Source organism: Sphingomonas sp. BAUL-RG-20F-R05-02 (assembly GCF_022662305.1).
In the GTDB taxonomy this organism is placed as follows: Bacteria; Pseudomonadota; Alphaproteobacteria; order Sphingomonadales; family Sphingomonadaceae; genus Sphingomonas.
Genome location: NZ_JAKNQH010000004.1, coordinates 55,427 through 81,945, shown reverse-complemented (window position 1 = coordinate 81,945; position 26,519 = coordinate 55,427). Strand labels below are relative to the sequence as shown.

Below are 26,519 nucleotides of genomic sequence, written 5' to 3'. Positions count from 1 at the left end.
GTCAGGCCGCCATCATCTCGATCTTCGCGGGTGCCGCCGCTTCCGCCTCGCGGGCAGTCCGGGCGGCGATCTCGTCGGCCCAGTGCAGCACTTCCATGCGGCCGTCGAAATGCTCGACCAGCGCGGTGCAGCCCTCCACCCAGTCGCCGTCGTTATAATATTGTACGCCGTTGATGTCGCGCATCTCGGCGGTGTGGATATGGCCGCACACCACGCCGTCGACGCCGCGCGCACCGGCCGCCTCGGCGATTACCTGCTCGTAGTTCGAGATGAATTCGACCGCGTTCTTCACCTTCGCCTTCGCATGTTTGGACAGCGACCAATATGGCATGTTGAACCGGCGGCGATAGGCATTCACCACCCGGTTCAGGGCCATCAGCGTTTCATAGGCGACGTCGCCGACATGCGCCAGCCATCTGTGCGCGAGCGTGATCGCGTCGAACTCATCGCCGTGCAGCACCAGCAGGCGGCGGCAATCGGCGGTGGTGTGGATCGCTTTCCGCCGGATCGAGATGCCGCCGAAACTGAGACCCGAAAATTGGCGCATCACCTCGTCATGGTTGCCGGGGATGTAGACCACCTCGGTGCCGCGCTTGGCGCGCTTGAGCAGGCGCCACACCACGTCATTGTGCGCGTCCGGCCAGTAGAACTTCTTCTTCAGCCGCCAGCCGTCGATGATGTCGCCGACCAGATATAGCGTGTCGCTATCGACGTGATCGAGGAAGTCGATCAGCATCTCGGCATTGCAGCCGCGCGTGCCGAGGTGGATATCGCTGATCCAGATCGTGCGGAAGCGCTGCCGCTCGGCCCGCGTGTGTTCAGGGATCGATGGCGTGGAATTGGCGAAATCGGCAAGGTCCGTGACGGCGCCGTCGCCGGGCAGCAGGGTCATCGCGATTCTGGTGACGGCGTCCATACGGTCTCTCCCGGGTCCAGTCTGGGCTGGTCCGGGCTATGCCCGTGCAATGTTACAGCTTGTGTCCGCTGGCATGACATCTGCGTTACGCGGTGATGGCGATATGCCCCGGCTGCGCCGCCACCCGCGCCAGCCACGCCGTGATCGCCGGATAACGCGCAAGGTCCATCCCGCCCTCGCCCGCGACGTGCGTGTAGGCATAGAGCGCGATATCGGCGAGCGTAAAGCGGCCGGCGGCGAACCAGTCGCGCGCGGCCAAATGCTCCTCCATCAACGCGAGCGCGGCGGCGGCGGCGGTTTCGCGCGCGGGGATCTGCTCACGCTGCTGGGCGGTGAGGTTGGCCTCGCCCACCATAGCGCGCCAGAAGCGCAGCGTGGCGACGTTGGGTTCGTGGTTATACTGTTCCCAGAACATCCAGCGCAGCATGTCGGCATGGTCGAAGCGATCCTGCGGGATCAACGCCGAACCATGCGCGAGCCAGACGCAGGCGGCGTTGCTCTCCGGCAGGAACGTGTCGCCGATCTGGAGGACGGGAATGCGGCCATTGGCGTTGACGCCGGCGAGGAAGCCGGGCGTGCGCGTTTCGCCCTTCAGGATATCATACTCACGCCGCTTGAGCGTCGCGCCGACATGCGCGGCGGTGAGGCGGATCTTGTAGCAGTTCCCCGAATTGGCATATTCGTGCAGGATCAGGTCGGTCATCATATCACCCCCTCGATGTCACGCTTCCGCCGCGCCGCGCCCATTTCGAACCACCCCCAGCCGCCAAGCGCGATCGGCAATACCCAGCCCCAAACATGGCCCCACCATGCGAAGTGCTGCGACGCCAGCGGCACCGGCCCCGGCAGATGCACCTTGCGCATGTAATCGTCGCTCACGGGCGCGTAGACGAATTCGCGCAGCGTTTCGTAATAGACGACATCGCCATCGTCCCTGCCGACCCAGTAGGGTGCGCCGAGGATGCTCGTCTCCATCACCGAATAGCCGAAATGCAACCGATCGGGCGGCGCGAGCGGAGCGGATTGCGCGGGACCCGCACCGCCGCGCTTGGACAGATGCACGCCGTACTGGTCAAGCGCGTCGGCATAGCCGGCCGGCGCGGCTGCGGTGGCGATGCTTGCTCCCGGCAGGATCAGCGCGCGGCGGCCTAACGGCAGGCTGCGATCGGTCAACGCCAGCACGACCAGCATGTAAAGCAGAATCACGCCGACGATGCCCCATCGCCGATACCGATCGCGCATCACGATGGTATCGTCGGCCATGCCCTCAATCCTCCAGCGTCAGCACGATCTTGCCGATGTGGCTTCCCTCCTCCATGCGGCGGTGCGCGTCGGGCGCCTGCGCGAGTGGAAAGCTGCGGTCCATCACCGGGCGCAACCGCCCCGCCTCGACATGCGGCCAGACGGTGCGGTGGAGCTCGTCCGCGACCAGCGCCTTGAACGCGCCGTCTCGCGAGCGCAGCGTCGATCCGGTCAGCGTGAGGCGGCGGCGCATGATCTCGAAGATCGGGATCTCCGCCTTCGCGCCGCGCTGGACCGCGATCGAGACGTGGCGGCCATCGTCCGCCAGGCACTTGAGGTTGCGCGGCAGGTAATCCCCGCCGACCATGTCGAGCACCGCCGCCACGCCCGCCCCGCCGGTGATGGCGTGGACGCGCTCGACGAAATCCTCGTTCGCGTAATTGATCGCATGGTCGGCGCCGAGGCCGAGCGCCGCCGCGCACTTCGCGTCCGATCCGGCGGTGACGATGATGGTCAGCCCGAAGATCCGGGCGAGGCTGATCGCCATCGTGCCGATGCCGCTGGTGCCGCCGTGGACCAGCACGGTATCGCCCTCGATCGCATAGGCGCGCTCGAACAGGTTGGTCCACACCGTGAACAGCGTCTCGGGCAGCGCCGCGGCCTCCGCCATCGACAGACCGTCAGGCACCGGCAGACACTGCCCGGCGGGCACGCTCGCATATTCGGCATAACCGCCACCGGCGAGCAGCGCGCAGACCGGCTGGCCGATCATCTCCGCGCCGACCCCCTCGCCGACCGCGACGATCTCGCCTGCGATCTCGAGCCCCGGAATTGAGGATGCACCGGGCGGCGGCGGATAGCCGCCTTGGCGTTGCAGCACGTCTGGCCGATTGACGCCAGCCGCTGCCACGCGGACCAGCACCTCGCCGTCGCGAAGTTCGGGCACCGGGCGTTCCACGACTTGCAGCACCTCCGGTCCGCCGGGCGCCTCGGGATCGATCGCCCGCATCGTCTTCGGTATTTCCATGTATGCGCCGCCCTGTTTTTTGCCGGCTTCGACCCGTATTCGGCCTTATTGACATCGTCGCCCCACGGGTCAACGATCAGGACATGGACTTCGACGAGATTCTCGCGAAAAACCCGCAAGATCCGCTGGCGCTACTGGCGCGGCAGGATCTCGAACGCCTCTCACTGGACGAATTGACCGCGCGGATCGCGCTGCTTGAGGCGGAGGCGGCGCGCAGCCGGCAACAGATCGACCGTGCCACCAAGCACCGCAATCTCGCGGACGGCCTGTTCAAGGCGTGACCGCACCCGCCACCCTGGGCGGCGAACGCAACAGTAAGCGGGCAGGCGCATTTCAAGTGCTTGATGCGACCCCCCCGCCATCCAACATAGTCGGAAAGGGCCGCGCGTTCGCTTGCGGCCCGCATGGAGTAACCTGATGCCCTCTTTCGCCTCAGCGCTGGAAACCACCCTCCACAAGGCGCTCGAAGCCGCGTCGTCGCGGCGCCACGAATATGCCACGCTTGAGCATCTGCTGCTTGCGCTGGTCGATGACGAGCATGCCTCGAAGGTGATGGCGTCGTGCGGGGTCGATCTGCCTGAGTTGAAGACCACGGTCGCGCATTACCTCGATACCGAACTCGAAGCGCTGAAGGTCGATGTCGCGACCGATCCGTCGCCGACCAGCGGCTTCCAGCGCGTGGTGCAGCGCGCCATCCTGCACGTCCAGTCGTCCGGTCGTGACGAGGTGACCGGCGCCAACGTGCTCGTCGCCTTGTTCTCGGAACGCGAAAGCTACGCCGTCTATTTCCTCCAGCAGCAGGACATGAGCCGTCTCGATGCCGTCAGCTTCATCTCGCATGGCGTCGGCAAGGGTGGCGCCACCCCGGAGCAGCGCGACGTGAAGGGCGCAGAGGAAGAAAAGCCCAAGGCGGAGTCCAAGGGCAAGGCGGAGAGCGCGCTGAAACAGTTCACCGTCGATCTTAACGAGAAGGCCAAGAACGGCAAGGTCGATCCGCTGATCGGGCGCGGCCCCGAGGTCGATCGCACCGTGCAGATCCTGTGCCGCCGGTCCAAGAACAACCCGCTGTATGTGGGTGACCCCGGCGTCGGCAAGACCGCGATCGCCGAAGGTCTCGCGCGGAAAATCGTCGAGGGCGACGTGCCGGAGGTGCTGCTGCCGGCGGTGATCTATTCGCTCGACATGGGCGCGCTGCTCGCCGGCACCCGCTATCGCGGTGATTTCGAGGAGCGGCTGAAGGCGGTCGTCAACGAGCTCGAAAAGCTGCCGCATGCCGTGCTGTTCATCGATGAAATCCACACCGTGATCGGCGCCGGCGCGACCAGCGGCGGGGCGATGGACGCCTCAAACCTGCTCAAGCCCGCACTGTCGGGTGGCACGATCCGCTGCATCGGTTCGACCACCTACAAGGAGTTCCGCAACCACTTCGAAAAGGATCGAGCGCTGCTGCGCCGGTTCCAGAAGATCGACGTCAACGAACCGACCATCGAGGACACGATCAAGATCCTGTCGGGCCTGCGCTCCGCGTTCGAGACGCACCATTCGGTGAAATACACGCCCGACGCGATCAAGGCGGCGGTCGAACTGTCGGCGCGTTACATCAACGACCGCAAGCTGCCTGACAAGGCGATCGACGTGATCGACGAGGTCGGCGCGATGCAGATGCTTGTGCCGGCGCCCAAGCGCAAGAAGACCATCACCACGCGCGAGATCGAAGCGGTGATCGCGACGATGGCGCGCATCCCGCCAAAATCGGTTTCGACCGACGATACCAAGGCGCTCGAATCGCTCGAGACCGATCTCAAGCGCGTGGTGTTCGGCCAGAACGCCGCGATCGAGAAGCTTGCCTCGGCGATCAAGCTCAGCCGTGCGGGCTTGCGCGATCCGGAGAAGCCGATCGGCAACTATCTGTTCACCGGCCCGACCGGCGTCGGCAAGACCGAGGTCGCCAAGCAACTTGCCACGATCATGGGCATCCCGCTCCAGCGCTTCGATATGTCGGAATATATGGAGCGGCACTCGGTCAGCCGGCTGATCGGTGCGCCTCCGGGCTATGTCGGGTTCGATCAGGGCGGTCTGCTCACCGATGCGATCGACCAGCAGCCACATTGCGTGCTGTTGCTCGACGAGATCGAAAAGGCGCACCCGGACCTGTTCAACATCCTGTTGCAGGTGATGGACAATGGCCGCCTCACCGATCAGCACGGCAAGACGGTCGATTTCCGCAACGTCATCCTCATCATGACGACCAATGCCGGCGCGTCCGACATGGCGCGGGAGACGCTCGGCTTCGGTACGCTCACCCGCGAGGGCGAGGACGAGCAGGCGGTGCAGAAGATGTTCACGCCGGAGTTCCGCAACCGGCTCGATGCGATCGTGCCGTTCGGCTACTTGCCGACCGAAGTGGTCGCGCGGGTGGTGGACAAGTTCATCCTCCAGCTCGAGCTTCAGCTTGCTGATCGCAACGTCCACATCAACCTGGACGATGAATCGAAGGCATGGCTCACCACCAAGGGCTATGACAAGCTGTACGGCGCACGTCCGATGGGTCGTTTGATCCAGGAGAAGATCAAGCAGCCGCTCGCCGAGGAACTGTTGTTCGGCAAGCTGGTGCACGGCGGCGAAGTGACGGTGAAGATGAAGGACAATGCCCTCGCCTTCGAAATTACGCCGGCGGCACCAAAGAAGCCCAAGAAGACCAAGCTCGACAAGGCCGAAACGCCGGCCAAGTAAGGAGAATGCCGGCGGGTTGAGGTGATCCACAACCCGCCGGCCACTCCCGTCCAGCGGTGGCGGGGCGGCGCCTTTCGGAAACGACCCGCTCCAGCGGCACGCGACCAAATCTTTTCTGAGATGCCGAAGAAGGTCGTGGCTGCAGCGGAGCCCGCCGAAGCCGGCTCCCGACTGGTCGGAAAAGGCACCTGCGCGGGTCTCAGATAGCCTCTGCCGCTGCGGTGTCAGGCGTGCCTACTGCCCTGATGCCGCTGCGCCATCCGCATTTACCGATTATTGTTCATATCGATTTAGCAACACGTCCGATGTCGCGGCACGAACTCCTTCGCAGCCTTGTTTGCCGCCTCGCGACCTTTCTCGCGATCATCTGCGGCGTGTGCCTGCTGCCTGCGTCTGCCGTCGCGAAAGTTGGCCCGGTCGGGCTGCCGCTCAAGACGTGCGTACTACGCGATGCGCCGGGAACGACTGCCGCCAAGCTGTTCCGCCATCCGCACGGCTTCGATTGCAAAACGCCCCAAGTCCGCTTCGGTGACGGTGATTTCTGGCTGATGAGCCAGCCGCTCGATGTCACCGCCGGCGTCGACCGCCTTGCGGTGCGTTCGTCCACGGTCTGGCAGCGCGCGTCGACGGTACATGCACTGTTTGCGGATGGCACGATCGTCTCGATCCGTTCCGACGACCGTGCTGTTTCGCGCGATCTCCGGCTCGGCGCGATTTCGCAGCGTTGGTTACCGCGGCGCCAAGCGCCGTTGGTGCGGCTGCTCTGGCACATCGAGGGGGTATCGAACATCCGCGGGCTACTCCTCGCGCCTACGGTGGCGACAGGCGGAGAAGTCGGTCGGTCAGACATTTATCTCGCGGCGCTGTACGCGGCTATCGCTGGCGCGTGCACGGCGCTGCTGCTGTTCAACCTTGGCCTCGCCTATGCGTTACGCCACCGCTATTTGCGGTTTTATTGCGTGATGATGCTCTCGCTGATCGCCTATGTGATCAGTTCCTCCGGCGCGCTGGCCTGGTTGACGCCTGATCTCGCCAACACCGCACGCATGAAGATCAACTATGCGCTGCTGGCGCTGACCGGGATTTCCGCCCTCGCCTTTCTGGGCGATTTCTTCGAGCAAGGCGTGATGACCGCGCGGCTACGGCGGCTCAGCATTATCTCCAGTGTCGCGGTCGGCGTGCCGACGCTTGGTATCGTGGCGATTGCCCCAATCGAAGTGCACGTGCTCGACACCGCCTACGCACTCGGGTTTCTGCTGTTGCTGGGTTCGGTCGTACCGATCCTCTTCAATGCGTGGCGGCAGCACAGCGCGTTTCTGCCGTTCTTCACGCTTGCCTGGGCAGTACCGCTCGTGCTTGCGGTGGTGCGGGTCCTGTGGGGCATGTTTGGCGGCCCGTACAGTTTCTGGCTCGACAATTCTTCGGTGCTGTCGATGACGTTGGAGGCTCTGCTGTCGAGCCTCGCGATCGGCCACCGCGTGCTGTTGCTCGCGCGCGAGCGGGATGAGGCACGCGAGCAGGAGATTGCGGCGCGATTGCTGGCCGATACCGATCCGCTTACCGGATTGCTCAACCGTCGTGCGTTCCTGCGCAGCGCGATCGGGTGCGAGGGCGATTTCACGCTGCTGGTCATCGATCTCGACCACTTCAAGCGCGTAAACGAGACGATCGGCCATGATGGCGGCGACGAGGTGCTGCGCATCTTTGCACGGACACTACGCCAGTCGCTGCCTGCGGATGCGCTGGTCGCGCGTCTTGGCGGTGAGGAGTTTGCGGTGGTCACCGGCGCCAACGCCGGTGCGCTGGCCGACCAAATCCTCGACCGGCTCCGCAACGCGCGTATGCCATTCGACATTCAGGTTACGGCCAGCATCGGCACCTGCACCGGCCCGCTGATGCGCGAAGTCGACTGGAAGGCGCTGTACCGTTCCGCCGACGCCGCTCTTTACGAGGCGAAAGCGGCCGGGCGCGACCGCACGCGCGGCTCACCTGCGCTACAGCGCTTTGCCGCCTGAGCAGCGCTTGCCGCCATCGCCGGCCTCCCGTATGATGAACGCGGGGAGATCAATCATGCGCAATCGACGGGCGGCTATGGTTCTGGCGCTGGTACTGGTCGCGACACTCGCCGCGCGGCATCCATCGGCGGATCTGCGTATCCGGTTGAATGATCCGCGCGATTTCGCTCCTCACCAGGTTCAAGCCGCGTTTGACCTCGGCATCATGGCGGTGTCGGTACTGGTCACCTGGACACCGAACCGCCTCGGCTGAACATTCGCGCGATCAAGCGCGTTCTGCGCAAACCGCAACACCATCATTGCATTTGATGACGTGGAGCCGCGCGGATAAGCTACCGCATGACCGATCTCGACAGCTTCATCACCGGCCTGCCGAAGGCCGAACTGCACCTCCACATCGAAGGAAGCCTTGAACCCGAACTGATGTTCGCGCTCGCGCAGCGCAACGGTGTGGCGATCCCCTATGCCAGCGTGGAGGATGTTCGCGCAGCCTATGCGTTCGGCAACCTCCAGGACTTCCTAGACATCTATTATGCGGGTGCGGACGTCTTGCGCACGCAGGCAGACTTCCACGATCTTGCTGCCGCCTATTTCAATCGTGCTGCCGCCGACGGCGTGCGGCATGCCGAGATCATGTTCGATCCGCAGACGCATACCGATCGCGGTGTCGCGTTCGGGACGGTGATCGAGGGGCTGCTTTCAGGCATGGCCGAGGCGGAGACGCAGCACGGCATCTCCAGTAGCCTCATCATGAGTTTCCTGCGCCACCTTAGCGAAGATGCCGCCATCGCGACGCTTGCTGCGGCGGAGCCGTGGCTCGACCGGATCGCCGCCGTCGGGCTGGATTCGTCGGAGGTAGGCCACCCGCCCGAGAAGTTCGCCCGTGTGTTCGCCGCCGCGCGCGAAAAGGGGCTGAAGCTCGTCGCCCATGCTGGCGAGGAAGGCCCTGCCGCCTACGTCTGGGAGGCGCTCGATGTATTGCACGTCGACCGCATCGACCACGGCAACCGTGCGCTCGAGGACGACGCACTGGTCAGCCGGCTGGCGGCGGAGGGGATGACGCTGACGGTCTGCCCACTCTCCAACCTCAAGTTGTGCGTGGTCGACGACATCGCCGCGCATCCGATCGGCCGGATGCTGGACCTCGGCCTGAAAGCCACCGTCAATTCGGACGATCCCGCCTATTTCGGCGGCTATGTCGGCGACAATTACCGCGCAGTCGCAGGCGTGCTCGACCGGGCGGCGCTGGCGACGCTGGCGCGCAACAGCTTTACCGGGTCGTTTCTCGCCCCCGAGGCGGTGGCGGCCCATCTCGCCGAGATCGATGCCTTCATGGCGGCGCGGTGATGCGGCTCGCCGCGCTGATCCTCGCGGTCCTGCTCAGCATCAGCGTGGCCAACGCGGCACCAAAGCGGAAGGTCATCATCGACGATGAAGGCTTTCAGCTGATGCACCTGATGCTTCTGGGCGATCCGGATGTGGAGGTGCTGGGCCTCACCACCGTATCCGGCAACGTGTGGGCGAACCGTGCGACGGCGATGGCGCTGAAGGGACTGGAGCTTGCGCATCGCAGCGACGTGCCGGTGGTTCAGGGCGCAACCTACCCGATCCTCAACACCGAAGCGCAGACCGACCGGTGGGAGGCGCTGTACGGCAAGCTCTCGTGGCGCGGCGCTTGGACCAAGCCGGCCGCCGGGCAGGCAGCACGCGACGTACCCGGCCCGAGCAGCCCGGTCGATCTGCCCGGCGGCAACCCGACCACGAAGCCGGCGGATGAGATCGCCGCCAATTTCCTGATCCGCATAGTGCATAAATATCCGGGCGAAGTGACGATCCTCGCCACCGGGCCTTTGACTAATCTCGCGCTGGCGCAGCGGCTCGACCCGGCTTTTGCAGGGCTGGCAAAGGAATTGGTCTACATGGCTGGCAGCCTAAACCCGCAGCAGATGCTGCGCGGTACGGTCGCGGCCGAGTTCGCGCGCGACTACACCAACACGCCACGCCGCGAGTTCAACGCCCGGTTTGATCCGGAAGCGGCGAGCATCGTCTCGCGCGCGCCGTGGCGGAGGATCGTAGCGGTGCCGGTCGATCCTTCCGCCGCGACGCAGCTTTCCGCTACCTTGCAGGCGCGGCTCGCTGCAAGCGCCACGCCCGAGGTCGCGAAGTTCATCACCACACTGCCCACCGACTGGCCGCTGTGGGATGAGATCGCCGCAGCGGTGTGGCTCGACCCGTCGATCGTCACGCAGCGCGAGACGCTGTTCATCGATTATAATACGGTGTTTTCGGCGGGTTATGGCGACATGCTGTCGTGGCGCGCGGGCGATCAGCCGGGGCTTGGCGAGCAACCGGCGGAGGTCATCCGCGCGATCGACCCGACGCGGCTGGAGGCGATGCTCACGCGGGAGATCGGGCGGAAGTGACCCGCGCCGCCGGGCACGTCAGCTGCGATCAAGCCAGCCGCGCAGCGCGGCGTTGACCGCATCGGCCGCCGCCCAAGGGATGAAATGCCCGGCGTCGAGCTTCACCAACGTCAGGTCAGGCACGAGCGACGCAAGCCCGTCAAGCTGGACCGGCAGCAGATAACGGTCACGCATCCCCCAGATCACCAGCGTCGGCTGCGTGACGACACGATCGTCGAGACCTCCCGAGCTGTTCCCCGGCCGCTCCGGTCGGGCGTTTTCGTGCTGCTCCGCCGCTGCGCGGTACCAGTTCAGCATGCCGGTCATCGCGCCCGGCTGACTCCATTCCTCAAGATGCGCGGCTCGCTCCCGCCCCACCGCCAGCGCCGCCAGCCACTGCACGACACGGCTGCCGAACACCCGCGCCAGCGCGCGCGACCGGTCAAGCCGGGTACGTCGGATGACGCCGATATAGCCGCTCGCTTTTGCCTGCGCCGGATCGGCCAGCGTTTTCGCGAACAGCGCCGGGTGCGGTGCGTTGAGGATCGCAAGGCGCATCACCCGATCGGGCCGGCTCATCGCCGCACCCCAAGCGATCGCCCCGCCCCAATCATGCCCGACGAGCGTGAACGTGTCCCGTTCGAAATGGTCGGCGAGCGCGAACACGTCGGCCATGATCCTGTCCGGTGCATACGCCTCCAGCGGCGCCGGCTTGGACGAGCGCGCATAGCCGCGCTGATCGGGCGCGATCACGAAATGCGTTTTCGCCAGTTCCGGGATCTGGTGCCGCCACGCCCGGTGCGATTCGGGGAAACCGTGCAGCAGGATGATCGCCGGATGCGCCCGATCACCCGCCACCGCGACGTCGAGAGCGACGCCCGTGGCGAGCGAAACGCGGATCACGGGTAGCTGACCGTGAGCGGTACCTCCGGAAGCGGAATCCACTCCTTGTCGTCGCCCGGCACCTTGGGGAACGCGCCGGCCTTCCATGCGCGCTTGGCCTCGTTGATCCGCTCGCGGCTGGAGGAGACGAAATTCCAGAATACATGCCGCGGTGTCGCGAACGCCTCGCCGCCGGCCAGCATCACCCGCCCGCCCGCACCAGAACGCAGCGTCGGCGTAGTGCCGGGGCGCAGCACGTACAGCGTCATCGGCTCCAGCGTCATGCCGTCCAGCGTCGCCTCGCCCAAGGCGACGTAGAGCGCACGTTCATCGGCGGATGCGTCGATCGGAGCGCTGCCGCCGGGGGCGAGCACGATGTCGGCATAGATCGTCTGCGCGTAGCTGGTGGTCGGCGCGCTCAGCCCCCAAAGGTCGCCCATGATGACGCGCGCCTCTACGCCGCCGTCGCGCAGCATCGGCAGGTCGGCGGCGGACTGATGCTCGAACGCCGGGTCCATTTCCTCGTCCTTCTCGGGCATCGCGAGCCAGGTCTGGATACCGGACAATTCCGGGCCGCGCCCGCGTTCGTCCTCGGGCGAGCGTTCGGAATGGACGATGCCGTGACCCGCCGTCATCAAATTGACCGCGCCCGGTTCGATCCGCACGTCGCTGCCGATCGAATCGCGATGCCCGATCGCGCCACCGAACAGATAGGTGACGGTGGCGAGATTGATGTGCGGGTGCGGGCGCACGTCGATACCGTTACCCGCTTGGAGATGAGCCGGTCCCATCTGGTCGAAGAAGATGAATGGCCCCACCATCGTCCGCGGTTTCGCCGGCAAGGTACGGTGCACCTTGAAGCCGCCGAGATCGTGCGTGACGGGCAGCAAAGTCTGGAGGATGAGGTCGTCTGTCATGGCGTTTCCAGCGTAGCGAGCATGTCGAGCAGGTCGACCGGGAAGATCGGTTCGGGAAAGCCGGCGATCTCGTCGCGGGCGAACCAACGCCATTCCTGCATCACCCGCTGTTCGAGCGGGGTGTGGCCGCTGGTATCGACCTCGACCGTGTCGGCGCGGATCAGGAAATAGCGTTCGTCGCCGGTGACGGCTACACCGTCCAGCGTGATGAAGTCGGCGATCCGGCGCGCGACCTCCGGTCCGGGTTCCGCGACGATGCCGGTCTCCTCGAACAGTTCGCGCCGCGCCGCCGCTTCGTAGCTTTCGCCCGGATCGACCGCGCCGCCCGGCGTGCACCAGAACGGCGGCCGATCATGCGGCGTGAAGCGGAACAGCAGGATTTTACCCTCCCCGTCCAGCAGCAGGATGCGTGCGGCCGGGCGCTGTTTGCGTTCGCTCATACGGCGTCGAGTTCGGGATAATGGCGAAAGATGCCGTCCGTGTTGAACCCGATGCGACGATCGCTGGCGAGATACGCTGCGATACCATCAAGTGCGGCAACACGGTCGTACAGCGCGATCAGCGCCGGGTAATCGCCTTCAATCGCCGCCATCCGCCTGGGGAACATATACCGCAGCCCCGCGACGACCTGGTACAACGAGGTGTCGCCGTAGCTCCACGTCTCCCCCATCAGCCAGTCGCCCGGATTGGCGGCCAGCGCTTTCTCGAAATAGCCGAGGAATTTGGGCAGGCGTTCCTCGCGGAATTGCGCGGCGGCGCGGGCGGCCTCGGGCCTCTGATCGTCGTAGTACGCCATCAACGCGACGGGATGGTGAACGTTGTGCACCTCCGCGACGAGATCCGCGATGGTGAGTTGCACGGCGTTCAGCCACTGGCGATCGGCGCGGCCGGACGGCGCGATGGCGTGCTTTTCACCAAGGTACGCGAGAATGTTGGCGACCTGCGACACCACGCCGTCCTCTGTTTCGAGATACGGCGGCGCAAACGCCCCGCGCCCGGTGAGCCCCTCAAGATCCGCCAGCAACGCCTCGGCGCCAGCGGCGCGCGCGCGGTCAACGTAAGCGATGTCGCCCGCCTCCATCGCGAGGCGTACGAACTCGCCGCGCCCTTGCAGGTCGGGCCAGTACCATAAGGAATAGCTCATCTCATTCTCCCGGCGCGCGTGCCTTGATCGCCAGCGCGTGGATGCGCTCGGCGAGCAGCTCCGCCAGCGCCTGGTTGACGAGCCGCTGCCGTTGAACGCGCGAGATGCCGACAAAGGCCGCGCTTTCGATGATGACGGTGAAATGCGATTCCCCCGATTTGTCGTCGCCCATGTGGCCGGCGTGGTGGTGGCTGTCGTTGACCACCTCCAGCAGCGAGGGCGCGAGCGCGGTGGTGAGACGGGCGGCGATCTGATCCGCGACGGAGCCGGTGGCGAGCGTGTTCATCGCGCCTATATAGTCCGTTTCAGCATTTCAGGGAGCCGGCGTGGCACGCCAGACCGAAAAGAAAGACCGACCGAACGTCCGCTTCCATGGGCGGGTGGAAGGGAGCGCGCGCGTGTGCGACGAACCCGGCTGCGACCTGCCCGGCGAGTTCCGCGCACCGGCGGAAGGGCCTAGGAACGACTTTGAGGGGCCGCGCCCGTACCGCTGGTTCTGCCTCGACCATGTTCGCGCGTTCAACGCCCGCTACAACTTTTTCGCGGGTATGAGCGTGGACGAGATCCACGACGCGCAGCGGCCTTATGCCGGCTGGGAACGCGAGACGCGCGCTTTCACAGGCAACGGCGGCGCCGACCGACCACCGAAATGGGCCGACTTCGCCGATCCGCTCGACGCGATCGGCGCGCGTTTCCGCGAGCGTACCCAGGCGGCCGCGTCACGGCAGGACGGCAAGCCGCTGTCCGACGTTGATCGGCGCGCGCTGAAGGTGCTGGAGCTGTCGACCGATGTCGATCGGCGTGGCCTGCGCCAGCGCTATGCCGAGCTCGTCCGCAAATATCATCCGGACCGCAACGGCGGCGATCGCAGCTTTGAGAAGAAGCTACAGGACGTCATCGCGGCTTACACGCACCTCAAGAGCGCACGCGCCTTCGCGTGATCCCGGTTCGCGCCCGCCCGCCGCCGGGCGGCGCGGTCGGGTTCAGCCCCGCGCCTCCGCCTGCGGCGATCGATTCGTCACGTCGTCGACCGGCAAGTTCAAGAAGATCCGCTGGCTCGTCGCCAACGTCTCCTGGCTCATCTTGCATGACGAATGCGACGCAGGAGTATCGAACGTAACGCACGATGCCGCCGCTACGCTTGGCGACGACGGCTTGACGCAAGGCAATATCGTTCGCAGTGAACAAAGCGGAGTGCCGTTTGCGCGCGCGATGCGTTAGGGGGCTTCGCGACAGCTCTTATCACGGTACGCAGACGACATGACCGACATTCCCAACACCCAGCCCGACAGCCGCGAGACGACGATCCTCGACGCGCCCGACCGCATGGCCAAGGTCCGTGACCTGTTCGGCATCGATTCGGACATGGAGGTCCCCGCCTTCAGCGAAGCGGATGAACGCGTGCCCGATCTCGACCCGGCCTATGTGTTCGACAAGGATACCACGCTGGCGATCTGCGCCGGTTTCGCGCACAACCGCCGCGTGATGGTGCAGGGCTATCACGGCACCGGCAAATCGAGCCATATCGAGCAGGTCGCCGCGCGCCTCAACTGGCCGTGCATCCGTATCAACCTCGACGCGCATATCAGCCGCATCGATCTGGTCGGCCGCGACGCGATCGTGCTGAAGGACGGCCAGCAGGTCACCGAATTCCGCGAGGGGCTGCTGCCCTGGGCGCTCCAGACGCCGACCGCGCTGGTGTTCGACGAATATGACGCCGGGCGCCCGGACGTAATGTTCGTGATCCAGCGCGTGCTGGAGACCGAGGGCAAGCTGACCCTGCTCGACCAGAACCGCGTGATCCGCCCCTCCCCGTGGTTCCGTCTGTTCGCCACCGCCAACACGATTGGCCTCGGCGATACCAGCGGGCTGTATCATGGCACGCAGCAGATCAACCAGGGTCAGATGGACCGCTGGAACATCGTCGTCACGCTCAACTATCTGCCCGCCAAGGTTGAGGCGCAGATCGTGCTGGCCAAGTCGGGCGAATACGACAAGCCGGAGGGCAAGCAGACCGTCGAGCAGATGGTCAAGGTTGCGGACCTCACCCGGCGTGGCTTCATGAACGGCGATATCTCGACCGTGATGAGCCCGCGCACCGTCATCACCTGGGCGCAGAACACGCTGATCTTCGGTGATATCGGTTTCGCGTTCCGCCTGTCGTTCCTCAACAAGTGCGACGAGGCCGAGCGGCCGCTGGTGGCGGAATATTATCAGCGCGTGTTCGGCAAGGACTTGCCCGAGAGCGTGGTCGCGAAGGCGTAACCGGACAGCCGATGGCCACCGAGACCCCGCTAGACCGCTTCAAGACCGTGCTCGGCGGCACGACGCGCGCGCTGTCGCGTGAGCCGGAGGTGGAGCTTGGCTTCACCGCCGATGCGCCCGTGCAGTCCGGCAAGCACATCAAGGTGCCGATGCCGGCGCGCAACCTGCCCGCCGCGCAGGTAGCGGAGGCACGCGGGTTCGCCGACGGCTTCGCGCTGCGTCTGCGGCATCACGATGCCAAATTGCACGACCGGGGTGCGCCGGCCGAAGCCGTGGCGCGCGCGGTATTCGATGCGGTCGAGGACGCGCGGGTCGAGGCGATCGGTGCACGCGGGTTTGCCGGCATCTCCGACAATCTCGCGACAGCGCTCGACGCCAAGCTGCGCACCGATCCAATCACCCGCGCGCGCAACCGCGACGAGGTGCCGCTGTCGACCGCGCTCGGGCTGATCGTACGCGAGCGGCTGAGCGGGAAGCAGTCCCCCGCTGCGGCCGCGCCCGGCCTTGCGTTGGTGCGCGACTGGATCGAGCGCAACGCCGGCGGCAACCTCGACGCGCTGGCACTGGCGATCGACGACCAGCGCGCGTTCGCTGGCCTCACCACGCGGCTGCTTCAGGATCTCGATCTCGTCGAGGGCGAACTGGTGCCCGAGGAAACCGATGAGGGCGGGTCGGAGGAGGAAGGCACTGATGAGCAGGAACAGACCGACGATACTGACGAGGGCGATTCCGAAAGCGAGCAGGGCGAAGGCGAGATCGAGGCGCGCGGCTCCGACAGCGACAGCGAAGAGCAGGACGGCGAAGGTGAAGACCGCGACGACCAGCAGTTTGACGATGGCGAGGGCGAACCCGGCGACGACGGCGAGGACGGCATGCTGCCGACCCGCCCCAACCGCCCGACGTCCGATTTCCCGCCGCAGTTCGAATACAAGGCGTGGACCACCAAGTTCGACGAGGTGGTCGCGGCAACCGATCTGTGCGACGCCGACGAGCTGATCCGTCTGCGCGCCTATCTCGACCAGCAACTCGTCCACTTGCAGGGCGCGGTCACGAAACTCGCCAACCGGCTGCAACGCCGGCTGATGGCGCAGCAGAGCCGCAGTTGGGATTTCGACCAGGAGGAAGGGATCCTCGACGCAGCGAGGCTGGCGCGGATCGTCGTCAACCCGATGCTGTCGCTGAGCTACAAGATCGAGCGCGAGACCGAGTTCCGCGACACGGTCGTCACGCTGCTGATCGACAATAGCGGTTCGATGCGCGGTCGGCCGATCTCGATCGCGGCGATCAGCGCGGACATCCTCGCCCGCACGCTGGAACGCTGCGGCGTCAAGACCGAGATCCTCGGCTTCACCACCCGCGCGTGGAAGGGCGGGCAAAGCCGGGAGGCGTGGCTCGCTGCCGGCCGCCCTGCCCAGCCCGGCCGCCTCAACGACATTCGCCACATCGTCTACAAACAGGCGGACGAGCCGTGGCGGCGCGCCAAGCCCAACCTCGGGCTGATGATGCGCGAGGGGCTGCTCAAGGAAAATATCGACGGCGAAGCGTTGCTGTGGGCGCACTCGCGGCTGATCGCGCGGCGTGAGGAACGCAAGATCCTGATGGTGATCTCGGACGGCGCGCCGGTCGATGATTCCACCTTGAGCGTCAATTCGGGCAGCTTCCTCGAACGGCATCTGCGCCAGGTGATCGGCTGGATCGAGGCCCGCTCGCCGGTCGAACTGGTGGCGATCGGCATCGGGCACGACGTGACGCGCTATTATGCGCGCGCCGTCACGATCATGGATGCCGAACAGCTTGGCGGGACGATCATCGAACAGCTTGCGGCGCTGTTCGATACGCCGTGATGCGGGCGCTGCTCCCGCTTGCGCTGCTTGCGGTGGCGGCTGCACCTGCACCGAAGATCGACCACCTTGCGCCGATCGCGCTTCGTCCCGGCAGCAATCGCGTGCCCGGCTTCCTGCCCGGCGGCGGTGCTGCAACGATCATCGAAGCATGGCGCGGCAATGGGAACGCGCATGGCTATCACGTCTGGATGGTGTTGACCGGACGGAGCGAGGGCAATCCCGTCGGCGTGGCCAGCACAGCGGACGGTGGCGAGATCATCCGCGATGCGCCGTTCGATGGAGAGCGTGTCCTCGGCACCGTCCGGTTTGCGCGCGCGACCATCGGCGGAGCGCCAGCCAGCCTGGTGCTGAGCGCGCGGCTCGATACCACGCCCGGACGGCCGCTGGCGGACCATGAACGCGCGTCGGTGCGCGTCGATAGACTGGTAAAGACTGGTGATGGGATCGGCCCGCCGCTGCAGTTCCGCAGACTCGCAACGCTGCACAGCGAACGGCGCTATTGCAACGCGGATCTCGCGTTGCGCGACCTGCTCGGCGTGCCGCTGCCCGTCGGGTTCAGCGGGGCGAACCGCACCGACGGCTGTTCAGTCCATTGACGCGGATCGTCGCGCCGCAGGCCGGGTTCACCGGCCCGGTCAAACGTTCGGTGACGATCGCCGGACACCCGACGTCGATCAGCCTCGAACCGGTGTTCTGGCAGGCGCTCGAAGCTGCGGCGCGCGACCATGCACTACCGCTCAGCGCGCTGATCGCCGAAATCGATGCCGTGCGGATCACCGCCGCCGACCCACCAAATCTCGCCAGCGCGATCCGTAGCTGGCTGTTCGTCGCAAGCGTTGCATCCGGTTAGCGCCGGCTTACGTACAAATTCGCTACGGGCAGCCCCCGGCTTTTCGATTTCTTAACCGGCCTCCTATATTATGATCAAGGAGATGCCAGATGTATGAAGGACCGATCGTCGCCGCTTACGAGCTGCAAGCGACGCAGGACACGCTAGCCGACAACAGTGTCAGGCGCGGGCCGATCGCCGGCATAGTGGCGGCGCTGCCGATCAGTCTCGCATTGTGGGTGGGACTGTACTGCCTCGCCCGCCTCTGGTTCTGACCGGCTCCACCTCAGCATCGTCCGCGGCTAGCGCCCCGCGTGATCGCCCGCGCCGGTCGTCGCGACCGACGGCGCCGACCACCCGCCTCCCAAGGACCGGAACAGATCGACCTGTGCATCCGCGATGCGGACGTCCGCCGTCGCAAGGTCCGCATCCGCGTCGGCGAAGGTCCGCTGCGCATCCAATACCGTCAGGAAGTCGATCGTGCCTTCGCGCTGGCGCGCTAGCCCGATAGTGTGGCTGAGAACGGATTTGGACAGCGTCAGCGCACTGGCCGCGCTGCCGACATTGGCTCTGGCTTCGCCGAATTGTGACGCATACGGGCGCGCGTTGGTGGTAAACAGCAACTGGCCTTTCCGCGCAACATCGCCGTCGCGGTTGCCGCTGGCCACTTCGCCATCGGCGCGCGGGCGTTTCTTTACCGAGCGGCTAGGCGAGAAGCGGCCGACGTAATCGTGCCATTTGTTGACGTCGCACACCAGCGGGCTCGCCACCGTGGCGCAGGCGCAACCAGCTTAGCACCGGCATAGCCGATCACCGCCAGCAAGATCGTGGCGAGCGCTTCCAACCCGGCATCCTCGACCAGCCGCGCGAGATCGGTCTCGCTTCGGCGGTCTCGATGTGGGTTTCCATGTTCATGCCGCTATCTTCCACGCCAGCGACCCGACCGTGCCACCAGTGACGCTCGCCACCAGCAGCTCCGCCTGCGCCATGCTGAAGCCGGCCGTCAGGAACGCGGCGACCTCGGAGGCAGGCAGCGCGTAACCACGCCGCCATGCGTGCACTGCCAGCCGGCGCAGCGTTTCCAGCTTTGGTTCGGCCAAACGCGACGTCCTGCCGAGACCGAACAGCCCGCCGAACGCACGCGACACCGGACCGGGCTCGCTCAGGCTGCTGATCTTGTCGCGGCGGGCGACCGCGATGACGCTCCATTCGAGCGCAGAGAAAGCGGGGGCAGCCGGCGCATCGGCGCTCTGGCGGCTGGTCGCCGGGGCGGCGAAGGGATGTTCGAGATCGAGATAGGCCATGGTCAGTCCCCTTGAGCAGCCGCGTGGCACCGTTACGCGACGCTGATGCGTCGCGAGGACCGGCGGCTTGGGTGAATTGAGCAAACATCGGCGACCGTGGAGTCACGCTCCGCCGTGTTTTTGATGCAGATGATGTGGAACGCTAAAGCGGCACGCGTACATGCGGCCGCTGAAAATCAGCCGGTAGGTTTTCTCATGGGCGTTTCCCTTCCGCCGCTACACCGGGCTGTTTGTCGCTCCCGGCTTCGATACCAAGCGGTATATAATCAGTGCCTGTACCGCGTCAACCGCATTCTGTACCGGTAGGTAAATTAGTTTTAGAGCCAGCGGGCGTCCTATTTGGTCGGCCACACCGACAGGCTCGTTTCGACAAGCTGGGTCAGGTCCATGCAGCAGGTGCCCGTGCTCGCCTGAACCGATAAGCCCTGCATGATCGCATAAAGAAACCGAGCCAGCGCCTTGGGCTCAAGCCCTTCGGGAAACTCACCCTCGTCCTTGGCGCGCTGGAACCGCTCGACCAAGGCCACTTCCGACGAGGCACGCCGCGCGATCACATCCGCACGGATCGACTCGGCTTCGGCACCGCAGGAGATGACGCTCATGATCGCCATGCAACCCTTCGGATCGCACGAACTCGTCTGCATTTCGAGCGCGCCACGCAGGAAACGCTCGGCCACGCCGCGTGCGGTGGGCGCAGCAAGCGCCTTTTCGGTATAGGCCAGCTTGTCGCGTTCGTAGAGATCGAGCGCCTTGTGGAACAGCTGTTCCTTGTTGCCGAACGCGGCGTACAGGCTCGGCTTTGTTATACCCATCGCGGCGGTCAATTCCGCCATCGACGCGCTTTCGTAGCCGTTCTGCCAGAACACCCGCAGCGCGGCAGCCAGCGCGGTATCAAGATCGAATTCGCGCGGTCGCCCTTTCGGGGGCGCAAGGGTGTCAACGTGTTCCATACCGGTCGGTATATAGGTGCCGCGCACCACGGAGTCTAGGCGTTCAGCCGTGGTTGCGCGGATAGACGATGATGGAGAGGTATTGCAGCGGCAGCCCCATGAACGCCTCTGGCCCGTGCAGCGCGCCCGAGTCGAACATCATCGTGTCGCCGGGGCGCAAATGGTAGGTTTCGCTGCCGTGGCGATATTTGATCTCTCCCTTGATCATGTGGATCAACTCGACACCGGCGTGGCTGAAGCTGGTGTGCGGCGTCGCTTCCTCGTTCAGCGTGATGAGATACGGCTCGACCACCACGTCGCCGCGCGAAAGATGGCCGAGCAACTGGTACTTGTGACCCGCCTTAGTGCCGCGCCGTTCGATGCTGACCCCGCGCCCGGCCGGCACGAACGAACAATCCTGCCGTTCCTCGACACTCTCGAACAGCGAGGAAATCGGCACCGACAGCGCATGCGCGAGCGACTGCACCGTCGTCAGCGAAGGCGAGATCTGCCCGTTCTCGATCTTGGAAAGCATCCCCAGCGAAATGCTCGCCGCCGTGGCGAGATCGGACACCGAGAGGTCCTGCCGCCGCCTGAGCAGCCGGATCTGCGCGCCCAGCGCACGTTCCAGCGTCCGCGCCTCAGTGGTCGGTGCGCTCGACATCGTGCGCAACTCTACGATTTCGGCGGCGGCGGCCTCGATATCGTTCACCGGTTTGGCCATTTTATATACTCCATTACAATCGGCCCCGCGCGCCGAAGCGACAGCGAAGCACCGCGTCAAGCCGCAGCCATGCAAGGCGCGACGTTCCGCGGCAATCAGGCTTCATCGCCGGGTTGCGCGCGATGTGCAACACCCGAGCCGGCCATTTCTCCCGCCCGCGCCTCGCCCGCGCGCGGCGTCACGACCTGTGATTGTCGCCAACGCTGGAACCCGGCTAAGGCTGCGTACCAAAGGAGCAGGCGATGGCACAGCGCAGATGGATCAGGAGCGTCGTCGGCATCGGTCTGCTCATCGCGACGTGCGGGACCATGCCCGTCACCGCGCGGCAAATCCTGGTTTCGGCCGAAGACGGCAAGCCGGTACGGCCGGGCGACACATCCGCCGGGGTGACGCCGGACCTGCTGCGTATCCTCGCGCTCGATTCCAGCGGCCTGCGGACGCTTGCCACGATCGCGGTGCCGGCCAGCATGACCGGCCCGCCCGAAAGCGTGAAGCTGACGCCGGACGGACATTATGCGATCGTCAGCGCGTCGCAGGCGTTCGATCCTGACGGCGCCCCGCCGCTGTCCGCAGGCGACGCGGTGTCGCTGGTCGACCTGACGATACCAGCACGGCCCAGACTGATCGAAACCGTTCATGCCGGCGCGGGCGCGAGCGGCGTCGCGGTCGCACCAGACGGAAAACGGGTGCTGGTCGCGAATGCGCGCGCCAACAGCGTGTCGGCGTTTGCCATCATTGGTGGTCACCTCGTTGCGCAGGGGTCCGTCGGCTTCCCGGCAGGGTCGCGGCCGGTCTCCGCGCGCTTCCTTCCCGACAGCGCCAGTGCGCTGGTGGTCGGTGGCGGCGGCCGGATTTTCCGCCTCGCCATCGGTGGGGGCGGGATGGTCGTCGTGCCCGACACAGCCGAGGTCGGCAGCGGCGCCTCGGGGATCGCGCTCAGTCCGGATGGCCGCACCGCCTATGTCGCAGCGTCGCGCATCGCCTCCGGTGGCAGCGAGACCTTCGTTGCCGCAGTCGATACCGCAACGCTCCACGTCACACCGGGACCGGCGCTGCCGCCAGCCGCCGAAGGACTGGCCCTATCGCGATCGGGACGGTTCCTGGAGGTGACGCTGCTCGACGGAACCAACCTGCCGCCCGCCGATCCGCAGCATCACGACGCCGGCACGATCGTGGTGCTTGCGGTCGCCGGTGACACGCTGCAGCTGGTCGCGCAGGCGCGAACCGGCCGGCTCTGCCAAGGCGCGGCATGGAGCGACGATGAACACCAGATCATCCTGCAATGCGCCGACGACCGACGGATCGAACGCTACCGCTTCGACGGCCACGCCAGCCTGCAAAGGGTCGATCAGGTCTTGGCCACCACCGGCCGGCCCGGCGCACTGGCGACTGACGCGTATCGCTAACCGTCAGCCGTCGGCGAGCAGCCGGTATCCTACGCCGAGTTCGTTGGCGATGACGGAGCCGACCGGCTCCGGCGCCTCCAGCTTGCCGCGCAGGTTGCGCACGACGATGCGCAGGTATTCGATGCGTGGATCTTCCTCGCGGCTCCACGCGGCGGCGAGGATGCGGTCGTGTGTCACCACCCGACCGATGTTGCGGGCCAGCACCGTCAGCACGTCGTGTTCCTTGCGGGTGAGGTGAAGATCCTCGCCGCGACGCCGCACGGTACGCTCGTCGAAGTCGATCTCCAGATCGCCGCGACGGACGATCTTCGGCGCTACGCTCGACAGGCTGCGGTGCCGCAACGCGACCCGCAGCCGGGCGAGCAGTTCCTCTGTATCGAACGGCTTGGTGACATAATCGTCCGCGCCGAGATCGAGCGCGGCGACCTTCTGGTCGGTTTCGTCGCGCGCCGAAATCACGAGAATGACGGCCTCCCCTGCCTTGCGCAACAGCGGCACCAGTTCCAGCCCGTCACGGTCAGGCAGGCCGAGATCGAGCAGCACCGCGCTCGGGCGTTCGGCGCGGAACACCTGCAGCGCGTCGCCCGCGTTCATCGCCTCGACCACGCGGTACCCGGCGCGTTCCAACGTGTTGCGGAGCAGGCGGCGGATCGGCTGTTCGTCGTCGATGACGAGGATGGTGGCGGACATCGTCAAATACTCTCCGGTGCGGTGGCCCGTACCACGAGGTTCGAGGGGAACGTCAACCCGAAGCGAGCGCCCCCTTCCTCGCGGTTCGACGCTTCGACGGCGATGCTCATTGCCTCAGCGAATGCCTTGACGATGGCAAGCCCGAGACCGGTGCCGCCGACCACCCGGTCAGACCCCTCGAAGCGGCGGAAGGTTTCGAACACCTCCTGCTCGCGGCCGGGCGGGAGCCCCGGCCCTTCGTCCAGCACGGCGAGGCGGATCGTACCGAACCGGTGTGTGCCCTCGATCACGATCGGGGTACCGGGATCACCATAGCGGCCGGCATTATCGAGCAGATTGAGCAGGCAATGGTGCAGCAACTGCGGGTCGGCGCGCACCAACGGCAGGTCCGGGGGAACCTGCAAGCGAAGGTCGTGCCCCTGTAGCGCGCCGCGCGCGTCGTGCGCGGCGCCGGTCACCGCATCGGACAGGTCGATCGCCTCGATCTTGAGGTTGAGCGCGCCCGCCTCCACCCGCGCCATGTCGAGCAGGTTGGACACGAAGCGGTTGAGCCGCGCCGCTTCGCTCTTGATGGTGGCGATCAGCTCGGGCGTGGCGCCGTGGTCAAGCGCGGCGGCGGCGGCCATCACCGAGGTGAGCGGCGTACGCAGATCGTGGCTGACCGATGAGAGGAGCGCGCCACGCAATTTGTCGCGGGTGCGGATCACGTCGACGTCGCGCATCTCGCTTTCCAGCCGGAAGCGTTCCAGCACCAGCGCCGCCTGATCGACCAGGTTGGCGAGCAGCGGCAACTGGTCGGGCCGAACCGGGTCGCCCGCGCCGGTATCGGACAGGCCGAGCACGCCGAGCGCATGGTCGCCCGCCACCAATGGCTGGAACAGCCATTCGGAGGCGGCAAGCGTGTCCGATCCCTTGCCCGTCGCCGCGCGCGTGTCGAACGACCAGCCCGCCGCCGCCAGATCCATCGTATCGAGCCGGTAGGTCGGGTCGCTCGCCGCCTCGACGCTCAACCCATGGCCCCCGGCGGGGGCGAGGAACACCACGCTGCGGCCGAACAGCCGCGCGATCTCGATACAGATCGCACGCTGCACGTCCTCACGGTCGCTCAGCACCGTCAACTGGCGCAGGAAGCCGGCCAGCGCAGCATTCACCCGCGCGCTGGAGGCGGCGAGATCGGCCTGCGCGCGCACCCGCGACGTCAACTGGCTGGTGGCGACCGCCACGCCGAGCAGCACGAACACCGAGACGACGTTTTCCGGGTTGCTGATCGTCAGCGTGCCGGTCGGCGGCAGGAAGAAGAAATTATAGGCGAGGCTGGAGGCAAGCCCCGCGAACAGTCCGGTACGCACGCCGAACAGGCTGGCGGCGACCATCACCGGCAGCAGGTACAACAGCGCCACGTTGCCGAGGTTGAGGATGTGGAAAAGCGCGATGCCCGCCCCGGTTACCGCCGTTACCATCAGGCTCGCCCACACATAGCCGGACGGCTTGCCCCATCGCGCACTCGCACGCGTGACACGGCCAGGGCGCGGCGACGGCTCCGTATCGAGCGGCAGGACGTGCACCGCCACCGCCGGCGTCTCGCGCACCAGCCGGTCGACCACCGATCCGTGGCGCAGTTCGAACCAGCGCGAGCGGTGCGACTTGCCGACGATCAGGTGGGTGCCGCGAAACTCCGCGAGGAAGGTCTTCAGCCCCTCGGTGACGTTGGTGGCGGGCACCGTCGCGATCTGCCCGCCGAGCTGCGTGGCGAGATTGATCGCCACCGCGAGGCGCCGGTGCTGCTCCTTGCCGAAGCCTTGCGTGCGCGGGGTTTCGATGAACACCGCCGTCCACGGTGCATGCAGCGCATCGGCGAGGCGCTTGGCGGCGCGGACGAGGTTGTCGGCGCCGAGCATCTCGCTGATCGCCACCACCACGCGCTCGCTGCCCGCCCAGGTGCCGCCCAGCCCCATCGCGCGGACGTGATCGAGCATCTGCGCATCGACCGCCTGCGCGGCGCGGCGCAGCGCCAGTTCGCGCAAGGCGGACAGATTGGATTTGGAGAAGAAGTGCGACAGCGCGCGCGTCGCCTCCTGCGGCAGATACACCTTGCCCGCCTTCAGCCGCTCGATCAGTTCGTCGGGTGGGATGTCCACCACCTCGATCTCGGCGGTTTCGAGGATGCTGTCCGGCACCGTCTCGCGCACCCGCACGCGGGTGAAGCTCGCGACGACGTCGTTCAGGCTCTCGATATGCTGGATGTTGAGCGTGGAATACACGTCGATCCCGGCGGCGAGCAGTTCCTCGACATCCTGATAGCGTTTGGGATGGCGGCTGCCGGGCGCGTTGGTGTGGGCGAGTTCGTCGACCAGTACGAGCCGGGGCGCGCGCTCCAGAATCGCGTCGATGTCCATCTCGTGCAGGGTGCGTCCCTCATAGGGGACGCTGCGGCGGGCGACGGTTTCGTAGCCGCGCGTCATCGCCTCGGTCTCGGCGCGGCCGTGCGTCTCGACCACGCCGATCACCGTATCGACACCCTCGCGCAACCGGCCCGCGCCGTCGGAGAGCATCTCGTAGGTCTTGCCGACGCCGGGGGCGGCGCCGAGGAAAATCTTGAGCGTACCCCTGCCCTCCTGCGCCGCGTGGCGCAGCAGGGCGTCGGGGGAAGGTCGGCCGGGTTCGCTCAACGCAAGCCGTCAAGCGCGCGGTTGAGCGACAGCACGTTGACGTGCGGTTCACCCAGGAAGCCGAGGATGGGATGGTCGATATGTTGGGTCACCAGCGTCTTGATACGATCTTCCGACAACCCGCGCACGCGTGCGATGCGGGGAACCTGGAAAAAAGCCGCCTCGGGGCTGAGATCGGGATCCAGTCCCGAGGCGGAGGCCGTCACCAGATCGGCGGGGATGGAAATCCCTGGTGCGGAACGCTTGGCGGCGGCGACGTCGGTCTTCACGCGGTCTGCGAGAGCCTGCGACGTCGGGCCGTAATTCGAGCCGGAGGAGGCAAGGCCGTCATAGCCCTTGCCCGCCGCCGACGGACGGGTGTTGAAATAGCGCGGGGCGGTGAAGGCCTGCCCGACCACGGTCGAGCCGATCACCTTGCCACCATCGGTGACGAGGCTGCCGTTCGCCTGCGCGGGGAAGATCGCCTGCCCGAAGCCGACCATCGCGAGCGGATAGGCCAGCCCCAGCAGCAGTGCGAACAGGATGGTCATTACGATGGCCGGGCGGATCGCCGAGGTGATATCGTTGTTCATTGTCCAGGT

The 26,519-nt window shown here is 66.1% G+C and carries 29 protein-coding genes; 13 read left to right on the top strand and 16 right to left on the bottom strand.

The genetic code is table 11. The features are described from left to right. Position 1: 1 nt before the first annotated feature. The 4 genes from L8F97_RS10505 to L8F97_RS10490 form a co-directional block, all read right to left on the bottom strand. Entirely contained in the window at positions 2–916 is a 915-nt protein-coding gene (locus L8F97_RS10505) for a UDP-2,3-diacylglucosamine diphosphatase (RefSeq protein ID WP_242149243.1), read from the bottom strand. 85 nt (positions 917–1,001) lie between these two features. Continuing rightward, positions 1,002–1,622: a glutathione S-transferase family protein gene (locus L8F97_RS10500; RefSeq protein WP_242149240.1), complete on the bottom strand. Its 621-nt coding sequence runs from the start codon at positions 1,620–1,622 to the stop codon at positions 1,002–1,004. Further along, positions 1,619–2,179: a hypothetical protein gene (locus L8F97_RS10495; RefSeq protein WP_242149237.1), complete on the bottom strand. Its 561-nt coding sequence runs from the start codon at positions 2,177–2,179 to the stop codon at positions 1,619–1,621. The genes L8F97_RS10500 and L8F97_RS10495 overlap by 4 nt, the downstream gene beginning before the upstream one ends. A gap of 4 nt (positions 2,180–2,183) precedes the next feature. Beyond that, positions 2,184–3,185 (bottom strand): NAD(P)H-quinone oxidoreductase, encoded by a 1,002-nt coding sequence (locus L8F97_RS10490; protein ID WP_242149233.1) that lies wholly within the window; start codon positions 3,183–3,185, stop codon positions 2,184–2,186. A gap of 83 nt (positions 3,186–3,268) precedes the next feature. Here L8F97_RS10490 and L8F97_RS10485 point away from each other — a divergent pair, with 83 nt between their 5' ends. The 6 genes from L8F97_RS10485 to L8F97_RS10460 all read left to right on the top strand — a co-directional run bounded on the left by L8F97_RS10485 (position 3,269) and on the right by L8F97_RS10460 (position 10,356). Then, positions 3,269–3,466: a DUF1192 domain-containing protein gene (locus tag L8F97_RS10485; RefSeq protein WP_242149230.1), complete on the top strand. Its 198-nt coding sequence runs from the start codon at positions 3,269–3,271 to the stop codon at positions 3,464–3,466. 136 nt (positions 3,467–3,602) lie between these two features. Then, entirely contained in the window at positions 3,603–5,918 is a 2,316-nt protein-coding gene (clpA, locus tag L8F97_RS10480; RefSeq protein WP_242149228.1) for an ATP-dependent Clp protease ATP-binding subunit ClpA, read from the top strand. 305 nt (positions 5,919–6,223) lie between these two features. Continuing rightward, the gene (locus tag L8F97_RS10475; RefSeq protein ID WP_242149225.1) at positions 6,224–7,933 is read left to right on the top strand and encodes a diguanylate cyclase; all 1,710 of its coding nucleotides are present in this window, start codon (positions 6,224–6,226) and stop codon (positions 7,931–7,933) included. 55 nt (positions 7,934–7,988) lie between these two features. Next, positions 7,989–8,186, top strand: coding sequence for a hypothetical protein (locus L8F97_RS10470; protein ID WP_242149222.1), 198 nt, complete (start codon positions 7,989–7,991; stop codon positions 8,184–8,186). An 86-nt stretch (positions 8,187–8,272) separates the two neighbouring features. Then, positions 8,273–9,280, top strand: coding sequence for an adenosine deaminase (locus tag L8F97_RS10465; RefSeq protein ID WP_242149218.1), 1,008 nt, complete (start codon positions 8,273–8,275; stop codon positions 9,278–9,280). Further along, the gene (locus L8F97_RS10460) at positions 9,280–10,356 is read left to right on the top strand and encodes a nucleoside hydrolase (RefSeq protein ID WP_242150124.1); all 1,077 of its coding nucleotides are present in this window, start codon (positions 9,280–9,282) and stop codon (positions 10,354–10,356) included. The genes L8F97_RS10465 and L8F97_RS10460 overlap by 1 nt, the downstream gene beginning before the upstream one ends. 18 nt (positions 10,357–10,374) lie before the next feature. Here the strand turns inward: L8F97_RS10460 and L8F97_RS10455 are convergent, their stop codons facing one another. From L8F97_RS10455 to L8F97_RS10435, 5 genes are read right to left on the bottom strand one after another with little or no spacing between them, the layout of a single operon-like run. Further along, positions 10,375–11,238 carry an alpha/beta fold hydrolase gene (locus L8F97_RS10455; protein WP_242149215.1) on the bottom strand — a complete coding sequence of 288 codons (864 nt, stop codon included), beginning with the start codon at positions 11,236–11,238 and terminating at the stop codon, positions 10,375–10,377. Beyond that, positions 11,235–12,134: a pirin family protein gene (locus L8F97_RS10450; protein WP_242149213.1), complete on the bottom strand. Its 900-nt coding sequence runs from the start codon at positions 12,132–12,134 to the stop codon at positions 11,235–11,237. Before L8F97_RS10450 ends, L8F97_RS10455 begins: the two co-directional genes overlap by 4 nt. Continuing rightward, on the bottom strand, positions 12,131–12,574 hold the full coding sequence (locus L8F97_RS10445; RefSeq protein ID WP_242149211.1) for an NUDIX hydrolase: 444 nt from the start codon (positions 12,572–12,574) through the stop codon (positions 12,131–12,133). The genes L8F97_RS10450 and L8F97_RS10445 overlap by 4 nt, the downstream gene beginning before the upstream one ends. Further along, a complete protein-coding gene (locus L8F97_RS10440; protein WP_242149210.1) occupies positions 12,571–13,278 on the bottom strand; it encodes a glutathione S-transferase in 708 nt (235 codons plus the stop codon). Before L8F97_RS10440 ends, L8F97_RS10445 begins: the two co-directional genes overlap by 4 nt. A gap of 1 nt (position 13,279) precedes the next feature. After that, positions 13,280–13,564, bottom strand: a complete 285-nt coding sequence (locus L8F97_RS10435) for a BolA family protein (protein ID WP_242149208.1) — start codon at positions 13,562–13,564, stop codon at positions 13,280–13,282. 40 nt (positions 13,565–13,604) lie between these two features. Here L8F97_RS10435 and L8F97_RS10430 point away from each other — a divergent pair, with 40 nt between their 5' ends. The 6 genes from L8F97_RS10430 (at position 13,605) to L8F97_RS10405 (ending at position 18,491) form a co-directional block, all read left to right on the top strand. Next, the gene (locus L8F97_RS10430; RefSeq protein WP_242149207.1) at positions 13,605–14,219 is read left to right on the top strand and encodes a J domain-containing protein; all 615 of its coding nucleotides are present in this window, start codon (positions 13,605–13,607) and stop codon (positions 14,217–14,219) included. A 319-nt stretch (positions 14,220–14,538) separates the two neighbouring features. Beyond that, positions 14,539–15,543 (top strand): cobaltochelatase subunit CobS, encoded by a 1,005-nt coding sequence (cobS, locus tag L8F97_RS10425; RefSeq protein WP_242149205.1) that lies wholly within the window; start codon positions 14,539–14,541, stop codon positions 15,541–15,543. Between the two features lie 11 nt (positions 15,544–15,554). Further along, positions 15,555–17,387, top strand: a complete 1,833-nt coding sequence (gene cobT / locus L8F97_RS10420) for a cobaltochelatase subunit CobT (RefSeq protein WP_242149203.1) — start codon at positions 15,555–15,557, stop codon at positions 17,385–17,387. After that, positions 17,387–17,983, top strand: a complete 597-nt coding sequence (locus L8F97_RS10415; protein WP_242149201.1) for a hypothetical protein — start codon at positions 17,387–17,389, stop codon at positions 17,981–17,983. Before cobT ends, L8F97_RS10415 begins: the two co-directional genes overlap by 1 nt. Then, positions 17,980–18,237 carry a ribbon-helix-helix domain-containing protein gene (locus L8F97_RS10410; protein WP_242149200.1) on the top strand — a complete coding sequence of 86 codons (258 nt, stop codon included), beginning with the start codon at positions 17,980–17,982 and terminating at the stop codon, positions 18,235–18,237. Before L8F97_RS10415 ends, L8F97_RS10410 begins: the two co-directional genes overlap by 4 nt. An 89-nt stretch (positions 18,238–18,326) precedes the next feature. After that, positions 18,327–18,491 carry a hypothetical protein gene (locus tag L8F97_RS10405; protein WP_242149198.1) on the top strand — a complete coding sequence of 55 codons (165 nt, stop codon included), beginning with the start codon at positions 18,327–18,329 and terminating at the stop codon, positions 18,489–18,491. A 27-nt stretch (positions 18,492–18,518) separates the two neighbouring features. Here the strand turns inward: L8F97_RS10405 and L8F97_RS10400 are convergent, their stop codons facing one another. The 4 genes from L8F97_RS10400 to L8F97_RS10385 form a co-directional block, all read right to left on the bottom strand. After that, a complete protein-coding gene (locus L8F97_RS10400; RefSeq protein ID WP_242149197.1) occupies positions 18,519–18,971 on the bottom strand; it encodes a hypothetical protein in 453 nt (150 codons plus the stop codon). A gap of 156 nt (positions 18,972–19,127) precedes the next feature. Continuing rightward, the gene (locus L8F97_RS10395; protein ID WP_242149195.1) at positions 19,128–19,520 is read right to left on the bottom strand and encodes a hypothetical protein; all 393 of its coding nucleotides are present in this window, start codon (positions 19,518–19,520) and stop codon (positions 19,128–19,130) included. Positions 19,521–19,855: 335 nt separating this feature from the next. Continuing rightward, positions 19,856–20,470: a TetR/AcrR family transcriptional regulator gene (locus tag L8F97_RS10390; protein WP_242149187.1), complete on the bottom strand. Its 615-nt coding sequence runs from the start codon at positions 20,468–20,470 to the stop codon at positions 19,856–19,858. A 43-nt stretch (positions 20,471–20,513) separates the two neighbouring features. Next, positions 20,514–21,173: a helix-turn-helix domain-containing protein gene (locus L8F97_RS10385; RefSeq protein ID WP_242149185.1), complete on the bottom strand. Its 660-nt coding sequence runs from the start codon at positions 21,171–21,173 to the stop codon at positions 20,514–20,516. Positions 21,174–21,415: 242 nt separating this feature from the next. Here L8F97_RS10385 and L8F97_RS10380 point away from each other — a divergent pair, with 242 nt between their 5' ends. Beyond that, a complete protein-coding gene (locus L8F97_RS10380; protein WP_242149184.1) occupies positions 21,416–22,579 on the top strand; it encodes a YncE family protein in 1,164 nt (387 codons plus the stop codon). A 3-nt stretch (positions 22,580–22,582) separates the two neighbouring features. On the opposite strand, the gene L8F97_RS10375 is transcribed toward L8F97_RS10380, so the two are convergent. From L8F97_RS10375 to kdpC, 3 genes are read right to left on the bottom strand one after another with little or no spacing between them, the layout of a single operon-like run. Continuing rightward, positions 22,583–23,269, bottom strand: a complete 687-nt coding sequence (locus L8F97_RS10375) for a response regulator transcription factor (protein WP_242150121.1) — start codon at positions 23,267–23,269, stop codon at positions 22,583–22,585. A 2-nt stretch (positions 23,270–23,271) separates the two neighbouring features. After that, positions 23,272–25,938, bottom strand: a complete 2,667-nt coding sequence (locus L8F97_RS10370) for a sensor histidine kinase (RefSeq protein WP_242149182.1) — start codon at positions 25,936–25,938, stop codon at positions 23,272–23,274. Then, a complete protein-coding gene (gene kdpC, locus L8F97_RS10365; protein WP_242149180.1) occupies positions 25,935–26,510 on the bottom strand; it encodes a potassium-transporting ATPase subunit KdpC in 576 nt (191 codons plus the stop codon). The genes L8F97_RS10370 and kdpC overlap by 4 nt, the downstream gene beginning before the upstream one ends. Positions 26,511–26,519 lie beyond the last annotated feature (9 nt).

What these genes read in the sequence shown, in the direction of transcription:
- L8F97_RS10505 (WP_242149243.1), bottom strand. Translation starts at nt 916, where the DNA reads ATGGACGCCGTCACCAGAATCGCGATGACCCTGCTGCCCGGCGACGGC.
- L8F97_RS10500 (WP_242149240.1), bottom strand. Translation starts at nt 1,622, where the DNA reads ATGATGACCGACCTGATCCTGCACGAATATGCCAATTCGGGGAACTGC.
- L8F97_RS10495 (WP_242149237.1), bottom strand. Translation starts at nt 2,179, where the DNA reads ATGGCCGACGATACCATCGTGATGCGCGATCGGTATCGGCGATGGGGC.
- L8F97_RS10490 (WP_242149233.1), bottom strand. Translation starts at nt 3,185, where the DNA reads ATGGAAATACCGAAGACGATGCGGGCGATCGATCCCGAGGCGCCCGGC.
- L8F97_RS10485 (WP_242149230.1), top strand. Translation starts at nt 3,269, where the DNA reads ATGGACTTCGACGAGATTCTCGCGAAAAACCCGCAAGATCCGCTGGCG.
- clpA (WP_242149228.1), top strand. Translation starts at nt 3,603, where the DNA reads ATGCCCTCTTTCGCCTCAGCGCTGGAAACCACCCTCCACAAGGCGCTC.
- L8F97_RS10475 (WP_242149225.1), top strand. Translation starts at nt 6,224, where the DNA reads ATGTCGCGGCACGAACTCCTTCGCAGCCTTGTTTGCCGCCTCGCGACC.
- L8F97_RS10470 (WP_242149222.1), top strand. Translation starts at nt 7,989, where the DNA reads ATGCGCAATCGACGGGCGGCTATGGTTCTGGCGCTGGTACTGGTCGCG.
- L8F97_RS10465 (WP_242149218.1), top strand. Translation starts at nt 8,273, where the DNA reads ATGACCGATCTCGACAGCTTCATCACCGGCCTGCCGAAGGCCGAACTG.
- L8F97_RS10460 (WP_242150124.1), top strand. Translation starts at nt 9,280, where the DNA reads ATGCGGCTCGCCGCGCTGATCCTCGCGGTCCTGCTCAGCATCAGCGTG.
- L8F97_RS10450 (WP_242149213.1), bottom strand. Translation starts at nt 12,134, where the DNA reads ATGACAGACGACCTCATCCTCCAGACTTTGCTGCCCGTCACGCACGAT.
- L8F97_RS10445 (WP_242149211.1), bottom strand. Translation starts at nt 12,574, where the DNA reads ATGAGCGAACGCAAACAGCGCCCGGCCGCACGCATCCTGCTGCTGGAC.
- L8F97_RS10440 (WP_242149210.1), bottom strand. Translation starts at nt 13,278, where the DNA reads ATGAGCTATTCCTTATGGTACTGGCCCGACCTGCAAGGGCGCGGCGAG.
- L8F97_RS10435 (WP_242149208.1), bottom strand. Translation starts at nt 13,564, where the DNA reads ATGAACACGCTCGCCACCGGCTCCGTCGCGGATCAGATCGCCGCCCGT.
- cobS (WP_242149205.1), top strand. Translation starts at nt 14,539, where the DNA reads ATGACCGACATTCCCAACACCCAGCCCGACAGCCGCGAGACGACGATC.
- cobT (WP_242149203.1), top strand. Translation starts at nt 15,555, where the DNA reads ATGGCCACCGAGACCCCGCTAGACCGCTTCAAGACCGTGCTCGGCGGC.
- L8F97_RS10415 (WP_242149201.1), top strand. Translation starts at nt 17,387, where the DNA reads ATGCGGGCGCTGCTCCCGCTTGCGCTGCTTGCGGTGGCGGCTGCACCT.
- L8F97_RS10405 (WP_242149198.1), top strand. Translation starts at nt 18,327, where the DNA reads ATGTATGAAGGACCGATCGTCGCCGCTTACGAGCTGCAAGCGACGCAG.
- L8F97_RS10395 (WP_242149195.1), bottom strand. Translation starts at nt 19,520, where the DNA reads ATGGCCTATCTCGATCTCGAACATCCCTTCGCCGCCCCGGCGACCAGC.
- L8F97_RS10390 (WP_242149187.1), bottom strand. Translation starts at nt 20,470, where the DNA reads ATGGAACACGTTGACACCCTTGCGCCCCCGAAAGGGCGACCGCGCGAA.
- L8F97_RS10385 (WP_242149185.1), bottom strand. Translation starts at nt 21,173, where the DNA reads ATGGCCAAACCGGTGAACGATATCGAGGCCGCCGCCGCCGAAATCGTA.
- L8F97_RS10380 (WP_242149184.1), top strand. Translation starts at nt 21,416, where the DNA reads ATGGCACAGCGCAGATGGATCAGGAGCGTCGTCGGCATCGGTCTGCTC.
- L8F97_RS10375 (WP_242150121.1), bottom strand. Translation starts at nt 23,269, where the DNA reads ATGTCCGCCACCATCCTCGTCATCGACGACGAACAGCCGATCCGCCGC.
- kdpC (WP_242149180.1), bottom strand. Translation starts at nt 26,510, where the DNA reads ATGAACAACGATATCACCTCGGCGATCCGCCCGGCCATCGTAATGACC.